The sequence below is a fragment of the Nocardia sp. Root136 genome, from assembly GCF_001427185.1.
Taxonomy (GTDB): domain Bacteria; phylum Actinomycetota; class Actinomycetes; order Mycobacteriales; family Mycobacteriaceae; genus Nocardia; species Nocardia salmonicida.
The window spans coordinates 1271047-1283647 of record NZ_LMFE01000001.1 but is presented as its reverse complement, the minus strand read 5'-3'; the positions used below and the strand labels follow the sequence as shown (position 1 = coordinate 1283647).

Here is a 12601-nt window from a genome sequence, read left to right as displayed (position 1 = left end):
TCGTTCAATGATGTAGCGAAGGATGTCTGCCGTGCCCGAAGTCGAGAAATCCCCGAAGCGGGCAACCGGATTCACCGCACGGGACATGGCCCAGATCGCGGTGTTCGCGGCCCTGATCGCCGCCCTCGGCCTGCCCGGGGCGATCACCGTCGGGTTCAGCGGGGTGCCGATCACGCTGCAGACGCTCGGAGTGATCCTCACCGGTGCGATCCTCGGCGCCCGCAAGGGCACGGCCGCGGTGGCGGTGTTCATCGCGCTGACCATGATCGGGCTGCCCCTGCTCTCCGGTGGCCGCACCGGCCTCACCGCGCTGGCTTCGCCGACGGCCGGCTATCTGATCGGCTGGATTCCGGCGACGCTGGTCATCGGCCTGCTCACCGCGATGATCCTGCCGAAGTATCCGATCGTGCTCGGCCTGCTGATCAACGCCCTCGGCGGCATCGTGATCATCTACCTGTTCGGCACCGCCGGCCTGCTGGTGCGCACCGATCTCAGCCCGTGGGCGGCGGTGTCGACCAACTTCGCCTTCGTGCCCGGCGATCTGGCCAAGGTCGTGATCGCCACGGTCGTCGCGAAGGGCGTGCACCGCGCCTATCCCGGGCTGATCCGTGCCTGATCGCCGGGCGTCGTGAGCGAGATCGTCGTCGACGCGGTGGGTCACCGTTTCGGTGATCGGACCGTGCTGCGCGATATCGATCTGCGGATCACCGAACGCCGGGTCGGATTCATCGGCGCCAACGGGTCGGGCAAATCGACGCTGGCCCGCATGCTCAACGGACTGCTGAAGCCGGCCACCGGCACGGTGACCGTCGACGGGCTCGACGTCGCCCGCAAGGGCGCGCAGGTGCGACGCAAGGTCGGCTTCGTGTTCACCGATCCTGATACCCAGATCGTGATGCCGACGGTCGCCGAAGACCTCGCGTTCTCGCTGCGCCGCAGCGGTCTGAGCAAGGCCGAGATCGCGGCCCGCGTGCAGCGCATGCTCGACCGCTTCGGCCTCGCCGCGCACACCGACCACCCGGCGCACCTGCTCTCCGGCGGGCAGAAACAGCTGCTGGCCATCGGTTCCGCGCTGATCCGCGAGCCCGAGGTGATCGTGGCCGACGAACCCACCACGTTGCTCGATCTGCGCAACGCGCGGCGGGTATCGCAGGCGCTGAACTCCCTCGACCAGCAGGTGATCGTGGTCACCCACCAGCTCGGATTGCTCGACGGATTCGATCGAGTCGTGGTGCTGGACAACGGTTCCGTGGTTTTCGACGGCCCCCCGGTGGCGGCGATCGACGCGTATCGGCAACTGATCGAATGATCGGCCTGTATTGCCCCGGCGACTCGCTGCTGCACCGGATGCCCGCCGGGGTGAAGCTGGCGCTGTTGCTGGTATCGATCCTGGCGATGACGGTGTTCGTCCGTGGCCCGCTCGGCGTGCTGGTCGCCTTGGCGGTGGTGGCCTGCCTGTTCGCGCTCGCCCGCGTCTCCTGGCGGGTGGCCTTCGCCCAGGTGCGCCCGGTGCTGTGGATGACCGCGATCATCGGGGTGTTCCAGTTACTCACCACCTCGCCGCAGCGAGCCGTGGTGGTGTGTGGGGTATTGCTCGTGTCGGTGGCTCTCGCGGCACTGGTCACGGTGACCACGCGGGTCACCGCGATGCTCGACGCGCTGACTCGCGCGCTGGGCCCGCTGCGTCGCGTCGGAGTGAATCCGGAGCGGGTGAGTCTGCTTCTCGCGCTGGCGATTCGGTGCGTTCCTTTGCTGGCGCAGATCGTCCACGAGGTCGGCGAGGCGCGGCGCGCGCGGGGAGTGTCGTGGTCGGCGACCGCGCTGGTCACACCGGTGCTGGTGCGGGCATTGCGGACCGCCGACGCGATGGGTGAGGCGCTGGCCGCACGCGGTGTCGACGACGACTGAGCTCGTGTGGGGCGGACGTGCACTTGCCATTCCTAGACGACCGGTCGTATAGTTCCTCGCATGGCACGACCACGGCGCAGCGACGACACGAGAGCGCTTCTCATCGAGGAGGGCGCGGCCGACCTGCTGTCCAACGGCTATCACGGCACCGGCATCAAGCAGGTGCTCGACAAGGTCGGGGTGCCGAAAGGCTCGTTCTACAACTACTTCGACAGCAAAGAGACGTTCGCCCGAGCGGTGATCGAGCATCATTCACTATGCATCCAGCGCAATCTCGCCGACGCCTTCGGCTCTACCGCTGATCCCCTCGGTGGCGTGCGCGTCTTCTTCGCACGGCAGACCGCCGAGTTCGTGCGCACCGACTTCACCGGCGGCTGCCTGCTCGCGAACCTCGCGGCCGAGCTCGAGGGCAGTGACGTGCTGCGGGAAGAACTGTCGAGTGCCTGGGTGGCCTGGCGTGACAGTGTCGCGGCCGCGTTGCGTGCCGCGCAGGCCGACGGCTCGGTGCGCGGCGATATCGACGCGGTCGACCTCGCCGACCTACTCCTCGAATCGTGGGAGGGCGCCGTGATCCGGATGAAGCTGCAGCGCACGGTCGAGCCGCTGCACAAGTGCCTGAAACGTCTGCTGGACGACTACTTCCGGCCCTGATCAGGGTCGGGCGGACCGACTGGTTGCCGCTTGTCTATTCCAAGACGACCGGTCGTATCGAATGAAAGGGAAGACACCATGTCCACCATCAAGACGGCCATCGTGACCGGATCCTCCAGCGGAATCGGGCGCGACGTCGCCCGAGCCTTCGTCCAGCGCGGTGACAATGTCGTACTCAACGGGCGTGATGCCGCGAAGCTCGCGGCGGTGGCCGAGGAGTTGGGCGCGCCCGAGCGCACGGCGGTCGTCGTCGGCGACATCGGCTCGCCCGCAACGGGTTCGGCGCTGGTCGCGGCCGCGGTCGAGCGATTCGGTGGGGTGGATGTGCTGGTCAACAACGCGGGCACCTTCGCGGCGAAGCCGTTCACCGAGGTCACCGCCGACGAGCTGACCGGCTACCTCGACGGCAACTTGAAAGGCACCTACTTCACCACGCAGGCGGTGGTCCGACGGCTCCGTGAGCAGGGTGCGGGCGGCAACATCGTCAATATCGGCACGGTGCTCGTCACGCACGCGATCGCCGATGTCCCTGCCTCCGCGCCCTTGGCCAGCAAGGGCGCGATCCACGCGTTGACCACTAGTTTGGCGGCCGAACTGGCTGCCGACCGCATTCGTGTCAACGCCGTCGCCCCCGGCTTCGTGCGCACGCCGCTGCTGGCGAGTGCCAACGAGACTGTGTTCGGCGGGTACGCCCTTCTGGACCGTCTCGGCGACGTCACCGAAACCACCGCGGCCGTGCTCTACCTCGCCGACGCCGAGTTCGTCACCGGCCACATCCTGCCCGTCGACGGCGGCTTCATTTCCGGCCGAGCAGCCTGAAAACACCATCGAAAGGACACGATCATGCCGTACGTGAACATCAAGGTCACCGATGAAGGGGTGACCACCGAGCAGAAGGCGCAGCTCATCAAGGGCGTCACCGATCTGCTCTTCGATGTGCTCGGGAAGGATCCCGACCAGACCTTCGTGGTGATCGACGAAGTGCCGCTGACGGATTGGGGCGTGGGCGGGCTGAACGTCGCCGAGTACCGGGCGATGCGCGCGGCCCAGGGCTGAGGTGATCGGTGAGCCGGGATCGCACCCGGCTCACCGACTCAGGCGGGTCCGTCGAGGGGCACCGAGGCGTCGAGTGCGAACCAGCCCATGGAGATTCGCCTGCTGCGCGTCGAGAAGTAGCTCGGGCCGAGCCACAGATCCGGTTCGATCTCGCGCAGTTCGTCGTAGATCCGCCGCGCCGGTCGCCGGGAGCCGACGCGGGGATCGTCATAGTCGAAAAGCACCGCCGCGCGCCCGTCGATCACGGAATCGCCCACCGTGGCGACGAAATTCAACGCCCGCATGCCGCCCAGAAGGCGAAAGACATTGTGGCCGACGGCCACCTCGTCCACGTGACGAAACGACTTGGCCACCCAGAAGTACGACGGTCGAGCCATCGCCGGCCCCAGCAATCGCTCGCCCGATCCGGGGAACGAGCGCATCGTCACGTCACCGTCGAGCCGCGCGAAGTCGGCCACCGTCACATCGGGTGCCGCGGCGAACAACCGGCGGAATTCGGTGAGTCCCGCCGCGGACAGCGCGTCGAGGCGGGGTCGGTGATCGGACGGGTAGCGGACCGGCATCAGACCGTTCGCGGACAACGGTGTCGGCTTCATGGGCGGACTCGATTCTGTCGAAACTCGGTCCTCGCATGGTGCCAAGTGGCGGCGCGCGCCGGTGCCGGTTTCGCCGGACCGATGACAGCGGGCCGGGACGCAGCATGCGTCCCGGCCCGCTGGCGGTGCGGATTCCTACCGGTCGCGCAACGCGTACGGCTCGATCGCGCCGCGCTCCAGTGCCCGCGCGTCGATGGTCTCGGCGCGGTAGGGGAGCAGGGCGAGGCGGTCGCGCATGCCGCGGACCGGGTCGTCGATCTTCTCGTTCAGGCCGAACAGGAAGGTCCACTCGTGCTCGTCGCTACCGTAGGGGACCACGGTGGCGAACTGCTCGTGGAAACGACCCCACGAACGCTTCAGCGTCTCGTTGCGCCACATCGTCGCGCAACCGGCCTGGGCCGACAGCACGCCGCCGGGGGCGAGCAATGCCTTACATCGGGACAGGAACTCCGACTCGTAGAGGCGGTTGTGCTGGGCGTCCTCGACGCGCTCGTCGGGCAGATCGATGACGATCACGTCGTAGCGGGTACCCGCCGCCTGCGCGTTCGCCAGGAAATCCCAGCCGTCGGCGTAGTGCACGTGGACAGGGCCCTCGTGCTTCACCGCGGCGGTGAGCTCGGCGGTGGTGTAGCCGTAGGGCAGGTGCTCGGCGCACAGCTCCACTTCGCGCTGATCGATATCGACGTGGTCGACCAGGGTCGCCCCGGCCGCCACCGACATCTGCGAGGCCACACCCTCGCCGGAACCGATGATCAGCACCCGATCGAGCTTCTCCGCCAGCACGAACGCCGGGACCATCATGGCCTCGTGGTAGGTGACCTGGGAGAACTCGGTGGACTGACGATCGTCGTCGGAGAACAGGGAGATCCCCTGATCGGTGCGCGCGATCACCATGTGCTGGAACGGGGTGTTCGTATCCACGATCACCTCGTGCAGATCCCAGATCCGGGTCAGGCCGTCGCCCACCGGTTCGTAGATCTTCTCGGCGCCGTGGCCACGCTGGACCGTCTGCATCCGAACTGTGGTGGGGGACAACTTGTCTCGGAGCAGTTCGACGGCTTTCGTCGCGCCCGCACCGATGCTGCCGCAGGTGAAGACGTCGACGAAGATGTCGCCGGACTCCGGATAAGTGTGAATCGAGGCGTGAGACTCCGACAACAGCGCGAGGACGGTCACCCCCTGCGGATCGAACTTTTTATGAACGACTTCGCAGATGGTGACGCCCGCCGCGATCAAAGACTCACGCAACGCCGATTCGAGTCGTTCGAGATCGTCACACAGGGCTGTGTCGACGCCACCGAACTCGGCCAGCACGTGCCAACCGGTGAATTCCGCCGTCATGGGCAAACTCACTCTCGCTCAGCGCCCGAGACATGAACGGTCAAGGGCGGAAAACCATTGAAGGACACCGACGAATAACTCGCGGTATAGGCGCCGGTGTGCAGGATTCGAATCCGGTCACCGGCTCGCAACGTGGTCGGCAGAAGGACCTTCGTGCGTTGATACAGTACATCGTCGCCGTCGCAGGTCGGACCCGCGACCACCGCCTCGTCGACCGGATCGCCGTCGCGATCGGTGACGAAGCGGTAAGCGATGTACTCGTTCTCGGTCTCGGCCATACCGTTGTATCGGCCGATGTCGAGATACACCCAGCGCCGGCCGTCCGGCGCGAAACGCACGCCGACGACCTCGGCGTGCACGGTGCCCGCGTTACCCACCAGCGCACGGCCGGGTTCCACGATCAGGCCGGTGGCCGCGGGCAGGAACTCGGCGGCGGCACCGGTGATGGCGGCCGCGATCGCGTCGAGGTCGGGGGCCTCGTCGGCGTAGGAGATCGGCAGACCGCCACCCACATTGACCGCCGAGACATGAATGTCCTTGTCCGCCAAGGCTGTGACGATCTCACCGGCCTGCTCGACACCGATCCGCCATGCGGCGGGGTCGAGCTGCTGGGAGCCGACGTGGAAATAGGGACCGCCGACCGTCAGGCCCAGATCGCGGGCGCGCACCAGCAGCCGCAGGGCTTCGGCGGGCGCACACCCGAACTTGGTGCCGAACGGGGTCCGTGATTCCGGCGCCGAGGACAGGAATCGGCACTCGACCTCCGAACCCGGCGCGTGCTCGGCGATGCGGTCGAGGTCGTCTTCGGTGTCGAAGGCGTAGCGGCGCACCCCGAGGGCGAAGGCGCGCGCGATGTGGGCGCTCTTCTTGATCGGGTTGCCGTAGCAGAGCCGCTCGGGCGCGACGCCGAGATCGAGGCACTGGTCGATCTCGCCGATGCTGGCGACATCGAATTCGGCGCCCTCGTCGTCGAGCAGCGTGATCAGTTCGGCCACCGGGGCCGCTTTGACCGCGTACCGGATCCGGGTACCTGCGCGGACGGCGGCATCGAGGGTTCGGTAGTTGGCACGTACCCGCTCGGGGTCGATGACAAGGTACGGGGATTCGGGCACAGTGAACTTTCTCCTCGGCGGCCGGGAGAGACTATCAGCGGCGCCTACCCAACAACGAATCCGTCAAACATTCGTCATATTCGTCATAGTCGGTCGGTATTACTCAGCCTGCCGCGACTGTGACCTCGTCGAACACGACCTCGCCCGCGGCGTCGGACTCCTCGAGATCCACGATCGCCGTCAGCGCCCAGCCGTGATCGCCGGCCGGGTCGTCGAGCACCTGGCGAACGTGCCAGAAACCGGGCCGCTGCTCCACCTGGAACAGCTGGGGGCCGCGTGCGTCGGGACCGGTGCCGATCGTGGCGTACTCGTCGAAATAGGGGGCGAAGTCCTCGGCCCAGTCGGGTCCGGTGCCGAGCTGGTCGAGTTCGTACCAGCGGCGTCGCGAGGCCAGTTCCACGCGGCGGAACATCGCGTTGCGGACCATGATCCGGAAGGCGCGTTCGTTGGCGGTGATCGGGCGCACCGTTTCGGCGCCGAACGCGACCTGCTGGGCGTCGTTCTCCGCGCCCGGGTTGGTGAGCTGTTCCCACTCGTCGAGCAGGCTCGAATCGACCTGACGGATCAGTTCGCCGAGCCATTCGGTGAGATCGTCGAGATCCTCGGTGCGCGCGGCGTCGGGCACGGTGCGACGCAGGGCACGGTAGGCGTCGGCGAGGTAGCGCAGCACCACGCCCTCGGAGCGGGTCAGTTCGTAGTGCGAGATCAGTTCGGCGAAGGTCATCGCGCGCTCGATCATGTCGCGCACCACCGACTTCGGGGACGGCGCGAACTCCGAGACCCAGGGGTGCCCGGCCCGGTAGGTCTCGAACATCGGATCGATCAGCTCGGCCAGGGGCTTGGGCCAGGTGACTTCCTCCAGGAGCTCCATCCGCTCCTCGTATTCGATACCGTCGGCCTTCATCTCGTTGACGGCCACACCACGGGCCTTGTGCTGCTGGGCCATCAGCAGCTGGCGCGGGTCCTCGAGGGTGGCCTCGATCAGGGAGACGACATCGAGTGTGTAGGTGGGACTTTCGCGATCGAGCAGGTCGAACGCGGCCAGCGCGAACGGCGACAGTGGTTGGTCGAGCGCGAAATCTCGTTGCAGGTCGACGGTGAGCCGCGCCATCCGGCCCTTCGCATCGGGTTCGGAGAGTTGTTGCACCACACCGGCATCGCGCAGCGAACGGTAGAGCCGCAGGGCTCGCAGGATGTGCTTGCGCTGTGCGGGACGCGGCTCGTGGTTGTCCTCGAGCAGGTGGCGCATCGCGTAGAAGCAGTTGCCCGGGCGGGCGATCACATTGAGCAGCATCGAGTTGGTCACCGCGAAGCGCGACACCATCGGCTCGGGCGGGGCGGCGATGAGACGGTCGAAGGTCTCCTCGCTCCACGAGACGAAACCCTCGGGCGGTTTGCGGCGCACCACTTTTCGCTGCTTCTTCGGGTCATCGCCCGCCTTGGCGATCAGGCGGGTGTTCTCCACCTCGTGCTCGGGGGCCTGCACCACCACGGTGCCCATGGTGTCGTAGCCCGCGCGGCCGGCGCGTCCGGCGATCTGGTGGAACTCACGGGCTTTGAGCCTGCGGGTGCGCACACCGTCGTATTTGGTGAGGCCGGTGAGTAGTACCGTGCGGATCGGGACGTTGATGCCGACGCCGAGGGTGTCGGTGCCGCACACCACTTTCAGCAGGCCGTCCTGGGCGAGCTTCTCCACCAAGCGGCGGTATTTGGGCAGCATGCCCGCGTGGTGCACGCCGATACCGTGGCGGATCAGCCGCGACAGCGTCTTGCCGAAGCCCGAGGCGAACCGGAACTCGCCGATGGCGGCGGCGATCGCGTCCTTCTCGGCGCGGGAGGCGAAGTTCACGCTCGTCAGGGCCTGCGCGCGCTCGAGGGCGGCCGCCTGGGTGAAGTGCACGACGTAGACCGGCGCCTGGTGGGTGGTCACCAGCTCTTCGAGGGTCTCGGTGATGGGGGTGCGCACGTACGAGAACGTCAGGGGGACAGGACGTTCGGTGCCCGCGACCACCGTGGTCGAGCGGCCGGTGCGCGCTTCGAGATCGGTGGCGAAGAAGTCCACCTCGCCCAACGTCGCCGACATCAGCAGGAATTGGGCGCGGGGGAGTTCGATGAGCGGCACCTGCCACGCCCAGCCGCGGTCGGGGTCGGCGTAGAAGTGGAACTCGTCCATCACGATCTGGCCGACCTCGGCCGCCGCGCCCTCGCGTAGCGCCAGGTTCGCCAGGATCTCCGCGGTGGCGCAGATGATCGGGGCGTCGGCGTTGACCGCCGCGTCGCCGGTCACCATGCCGACGTTCTCCGCGCCGAACACCTCGCACAGCGCGAAGAACTTCTCGCTGACCAGTGCCTTGATCGGCGCGGTGTAGTAGCTGCGCTGCCCGTTGGCCATGGCGAACAGGTGCGCGCCGACCGCTACCAGGGACTTTCCGGAGCCGGTCGGCGTCGCCAGGATGACATTGGACCCCGAAGCCAACTCCATCAGCGCCTCGTCCTGCGCTGGATACAGGGGTGTGCCCTGCTCGGCGGCCCACGCCGAGAACGACTCGTAGAGCGCGTCGGCGTCGGTCCCGGGAATTTCGAGTAGGTCGGTCAGATCCACTCCGACAACCCTAGTCTGCGCAGCGGGCCAAGCCCTCGTCGGCCGCGCATGGCCGGAGCGAAGGCGCAGGTACGCCTAGTGGGTCCGGTGGGTCAGGCCTTACCCTCGTCGGAGGTGTCGTCGTAACCACCCTGCTCGGCCAGGAAGCGCTCGAACTCCGCCCCGAGCTCCTCACCGCTGGGCAGTTCACCGTCGGCGGCCAGCAGGCTGGACTGGCGTTCCTGGGCGGTGACGAAGCTGTCGTATTGGCGTTCCAGCGCTGTGACGACCGTCTCCACCTCCTCGTTGCCCGCGATGTGCTCGGCGACCTGCTCGCGCACCCGCGCGGCCGCCTCACCCAGCGCCGAGAGCGGAAGGTCGAGGCCCGCGTTGTCGGCGAAGTTCTCCAGCAGCGTCTGCGCCGCTTCGGGGTAGTCGGTCTGAGCCAGGTAGTGCGGCACGTGCACCGAGAACCCGAGCGATTCGTGGCCGTGCTGAGCCATCCGGTACTCGAGCAGCGACGACGCGCTGCCCGGCACCTGCAACTCGCCCGGCCAGCGCTGGTGCTCGCCGATCAGCGAACGGTCCGAGGAATGCGCGGTGACACCGAGCGGACGCGTGTGCGGGATCGCCATCGGAATCGCCGAGAGGCCGATCGTGCGGCGCACCCCGAGCTGTTCGGCCAGCAGCCGCACCGCGGTGGTGAACTTCTCCCAGCGCAGATCCGGTTCCAGGCCCGAGAGCAGCAGGAACGGGGTGCCCGCGGTGTCGCGCAGCGCCCACAGGTTCAGTTCCGGCTCGGCGTACTCGGAGAAATGATCGGTCTTGAACGTCATCAGTGGGCGGCGCGAACGGTAATCGAGCAGCTCGTCGACGTCGAAGGACGCGACCAGTTCCGATTCGAGGCTCTCGCGCAGATGGGTCGTCGCCAGACGCACGGCGTGGCCGGCGTCGGTGAAACCTTCCAGGCCGTGCACCAGCACGGGGCCCGCGCCGTCGTCCGACGACAACTGTGGCGCCGGGAACTCCAGTTCGTACATATGCGACTGGTCATCCATCGCGTTTCTCCTTCCTGCGCGGTCCACCATCGCTCGCGGGGTGGGGAAGCGGATCTCCATTGTCCCCCACGCGAGCAGTGCTGTCGCACACGGCCGGGGACGGCTCGTCCTGGTAGGCAACAGCATGGACGCGCCGCGCATTCCCGCACCGACACGGCCGGGGGGTCACGGGCGGTGGTCGCGGGGGTGTGCTGTGCGTCCCCACACGGCGTGGCGGGACCGGGCCGATCGCCGCGGTGGGGCACAGTGAACGGTGTGAACGTGGCGCAGGCGACACCGATCCGCGCGGGTGCTCCTGGCCTGCGTCGCTGGTGGCTGGGGTTGGCGGCAGTGGCGCTCGCGCTCACCGGGTGCGCGCAGAGCGTGAGCGGGACGCCGGTCGCCGAGAGCGCGGTGTCGGTGCGACAGGTCGACGGTGCGTTGGCCGAGCTGTTGCCGTCACCGTCGCGGTTTCCGGCTCGGTACCCGGCGGTGGTGCTGCCCGCGCAGGCGGCGGCGGCCGCCGCGGGTGATCTCGACGGAGTCGGCGCGGGTGCGTCGGTCAGCCCGGCGCACTGCATGCCGACCGAGCCCGAGCCCGGTGGGGAACCCGCGGCGGTGGCGGTCGGATCCGATGACGCGAGCCGGGCCACGCTCACCGTCGAATTGTCGCGGAGCGCCGAACCGGTGGCGCGGCTGCGTGATCGGCTCCGCGAGTGCGGACAGATCCAGGTACGGCGGGCCGGTGCGGGTTCCACCGTCACCACGGTGCTCGACCAGGCCGTGCCTGCCGGTACCGACGATGCGATAGCGTTGCGGCGCACCGTGGTTCCCGAAGTCGGTGGTGCGGGGCTCACCCAGACGATGCAGACCTCGATCGGGCAGATCGGCGATGTGCGCATCACGGTGACATCGATGACTTTCGGTGCGGGACAACCGGATACGGCCGCGGTGGACGAGATGTTCGCGACAACCGTCGCCTCCGTGCGCGGCAACTGAAGCGCCTACCACGGGGCGGTGACAGATCCGTCGTCGTCGCGGTGCCGGGACCGGGGTTGCTCCACAGTTCCGGCGCTACTCACAGGGCGGATAAAAGCCCAGGTCGATACAGCCGGTGCGCGATAGGAGGCGGGCACGGTGGAGCCATGACGCCATCGACGAACCCCACCCGCCGGGCCACGCGCACCGGACCGTTTCCCCGCGCACTCGGCTGCGCCGAATCCACTCCCCGCTATCCGGGCGGACTTCCGCGCCCACCGCTGCGGGTCGACGAACCCGGTGAACTGATCGCCGCCCTGCCCGCGATGCTCGGCTTCGTGCCCGAACGATCCCTCGTCGTCGCGGTGCTGCACGAGGTGGCGGCCGGGGCGGCGGAGGCGATCGAGGCGGTGGTGCGCTTCGACCTCGACGTGGCCACCGACATGCGGCTGCTCGACCAGTTCACCGCCTGCCTGGCATCGATCTGCCTGCGCGAAGAGGCGACCGGGGTGCTCGCCGTCTTCGTCGAGGACCGCGCCGAGTTCGAGGGGGAGGAAGTCCTGCGGGCCGCCGAGTTGATCGACGTGCTGGCCGAGGACGGAATCGAGGTACGCGGCGCCTGGTCGGTGCGGGCGATCGCGGCGGGCGAGCGCTACTCCAGTGTCTTCGGCACGGTCGGGACCGGCCTGGTCGCCGATCCGTCGTCCTCGATCGTCGCGGTGTCACATGTGCTGGAAGGCAAACAGATTCGCGGTTCCCGCCGTGAGATGACCGCGCTGATGATTCCCGACGACCTGCTGAGCGCGCGAGTGCGCGCCCAGCTCGGGGCGGCCCACGCGCGCTATCGAGGTGGGCTGGCGGCGGCGACGCGCGCCGGGAACATGGTCGCCTACCAGCGGCGGGCATTGGAATGGGTGCTGTGGCAGATCGCCGACACCGAGTCCGGCGCACCACGGGCCGAGCGCGAACTCGCGCGACTGGCCGTGACCCTGCGTGACCGGCCGATCCGCGACGCCATGTACGGGCTGGCGCTGGGCGACCACGCCGAAGCCGCCGAGCTGCTGTGGGCGCAGCTGGCGCGGGCGACGCCCGGTGCCGACCGCGCCGAAGCAGCGGCCCTGCTCGGTTTCAGCGCCTACCTGCGCGGCGACGGACCCTTCGCCGGTGTCGCTATCGCCGCCGCCGTGGAGGCCGACGCCGAGCACACGATGGCAGCGTTGCTGGAGACTTCGCTGCAGACCGGGTTGCGGCCCGAACGACTGCGCAGACTCGCGCATTGTGGTCACCAGATCGCCGCCGATCTCGGGGTCGACCTCGGCCCGATCGCCCCGTGAGGCAGGC

Annotated in this window: 13 protein-coding genes; 8 read left to right on the top strand and 5 right to left on the bottom strand. The window is 68.2% G+C overall.

The genetic code is table 11. The features are described from left to right. The first annotated feature begins 22 nt into the window (after positions 1 to 22). The 6 genes from ASD42_RS06170 (at position 23) to ASD42_RS06145 (ending at position 3615) form a co-directional block, all read left to right on the top strand. Positions 23 to 616, top strand: coding sequence for a biotin transporter BioY (locus tag ASD42_RS06170; protein ID WP_235569322.1), 594 nt, complete (start codon positions 23 to 25; stop codon positions 614 to 616). Positions 617 to 628: 12 nt separating this feature from the next. Next, positions 629 to 1309: an energy-coupling factor ABC transporter ATP-binding protein gene (locus tag ASD42_RS06165; RefSeq protein WP_056811322.1), complete on the top strand. Its 681-nt coding sequence runs from the start codon at positions 629 to 631 to the stop codon at positions 1307 to 1309. After that, positions 1306 to 1908 carry an energy-coupling factor transporter transmembrane component T family protein gene (locus tag ASD42_RS06160; RefSeq protein WP_056811319.1) on the top strand — a complete coding sequence of 201 codons (603 nt, stop codon included), beginning with the start codon at positions 1306 to 1308 and terminating at the stop codon, positions 1906 to 1908. The genes ASD42_RS06165 and ASD42_RS06160 overlap by 4 nt, the downstream gene beginning before the upstream one ends. A gap of 60 nt (positions 1909 to 1968) precedes the next feature. After that, positions 1969 to 2559, top strand: coding sequence for a TetR/AcrR family transcriptional regulator (locus ASD42_RS06155; RefSeq protein ID WP_056811317.1), 591 nt, complete (start codon positions 1969 to 1971; stop codon positions 2557 to 2559). A 78-nt stretch (positions 2560 to 2637) separates the two neighbouring features. Further along, positions 2638 to 3378, top strand: coding sequence for an SDR family NAD(P)-dependent oxidoreductase (locus ASD42_RS06150; protein WP_056811314.1), 741 nt, complete (start codon positions 2638 to 2640; stop codon positions 3376 to 3378). A 24-nt stretch (positions 3379 to 3402) separates the two neighbouring features. After that, entirely contained in the window at positions 3403 to 3615 is a 213-nt protein-coding gene (locus ASD42_RS06145; RefSeq protein WP_056811311.1) for a tautomerase family protein, read from the top strand. A 38-nt stretch (positions 3616 to 3653) separates the two neighbouring features. Here ASD42_RS06145 and ASD42_RS06140 read toward each other — a convergent pair whose 3' ends face one another. From ASD42_RS06140 to ASD42_RS06120, 5 genes are all read right to left on the bottom strand, one after another. After that, positions 3654 to 4211 carry a hypothetical protein gene (locus ASD42_RS06140; RefSeq protein WP_056811308.1) on the bottom strand — a complete coding sequence of 186 codons (558 nt, stop codon included), beginning with the start codon at positions 4209 to 4211 and terminating at the stop codon, positions 3654 to 3656. A gap of 135 nt (positions 4212 to 4346) precedes the next feature. After that, entirely contained in the window at positions 4347 to 5552 is a 1206-nt protein-coding gene (speD, locus tag ASD42_RS06135; protein ID WP_056811305.1) for an adenosylmethionine decarboxylase, read from the bottom strand. 8 nt (positions 5553 to 5560) lie between these two features. Further along, positions 5561 to 6664 carry a type III PLP-dependent enzyme gene (locus ASD42_RS06130; protein ID WP_056811302.1) on the bottom strand — a complete coding sequence of 368 codons (1104 nt, stop codon included), beginning with the start codon at positions 6662 to 6664 and terminating at the stop codon, positions 5561 to 5563. A gap of 103 nt (positions 6665 to 6767) precedes the next feature. Next, on the bottom strand, positions 6768 to 9266 hold the full coding sequence (locus ASD42_RS06125) for a DEAD/DEAH box helicase (RefSeq protein WP_056811299.1): 2499 nt from the start codon (positions 9264 to 9266) through the stop codon (positions 6768 to 6770). A 92-nt stretch (positions 9267 to 9358) separates the two neighbouring features. Further along, the gene (locus tag ASD42_RS06120; protein ID WP_056811295.1) at positions 9359 to 10303 is read right to left on the bottom strand and encodes a proteasome assembly chaperone family protein; all 945 of its coding nucleotides are present in this window, start codon (positions 10301 to 10303) and stop codon (positions 9359 to 9361) included. Positions 10304 to 10558: 255 nt separating this feature from the next. On the opposite strand from ASD42_RS06120, the gene ASD42_RS06115 reads away from it, so the two are divergent. Next, positions 10559 to 11281: a sensor domain-containing protein gene (locus ASD42_RS06115; RefSeq protein ID WP_235569321.1), complete on the top strand. Its 723-nt coding sequence runs from the start codon at positions 10559 to 10561 to the stop codon at positions 11279 to 11281. A gap of 146 nt (positions 11282 to 11427) precedes the next feature. Then, complete coding sequence (locus ASD42_RS06110) at positions 11428 to 12594, top strand: DUF4192 domain-containing protein (protein ID WP_056811291.1); 1167 nt, start codon at positions 11428 to 11430, stop codon at positions 12592 to 12594. Positions 12595 to 12601 lie beyond the last annotated feature (7 nt).

Bases quoted from the DNA above. Each gene is read 5' to 3' on its own strand.
- ASD42_RS06170 (WP_235569322.1), top strand. From the start codon at position 23: ATGTCTGCCGTGCCCGAAGTCGAGAAATCCCCGAAGCGGGCAACCGGA.
- ASD42_RS06160 (WP_056811319.1), top strand. From the start codon at position 1,306: ATGATCGGCCTGTATTGCCCCGGCGACTCGCTGCTGCACCGGATGCCC.
- ASD42_RS06155 (WP_056811317.1), top strand. From the start codon at position 1,969: ATGGCACGACCACGGCGCAGCGACGACACGAGAGCGCTTCTCATCGAG.
- ASD42_RS06150 (WP_056811314.1), top strand. From the start codon at position 2,638: ATGTCCACCATCAAGACGGCCATCGTGACCGGATCCTCCAGCGGAATC.
- ASD42_RS06145 (WP_056811311.1), top strand. From the start codon at position 3,403: ATGCCGTACGTGAACATCAAGGTCACCGATGAAGGGGTGACCACCGAG.
- ASD42_RS06140 (WP_056811308.1), bottom strand. From the start codon at position 4,211: ATGAAGCCGACACCGTTGTCCGCGAACGGTCTGATGCCGGTCCGCTAC.
- speD (WP_056811305.1), bottom strand. From the start codon at position 5,552: ATGACGGCGGAATTCACCGGTTGGCACGTGCTGGCCGAGTTCGGTGGC.
- ASD42_RS06120 (WP_056811295.1), bottom strand. From the start codon at position 10,303: ATGGATGACCAGTCGCATATGTACGAACTGGAGTTCCCGGCGCCACAG.
- ASD42_RS06110 (WP_056811291.1), top strand. From the start codon at position 11,428: ATGACGCCATCGACGAACCCCACCCGCCGGGCCACGCGCACCGGACCG.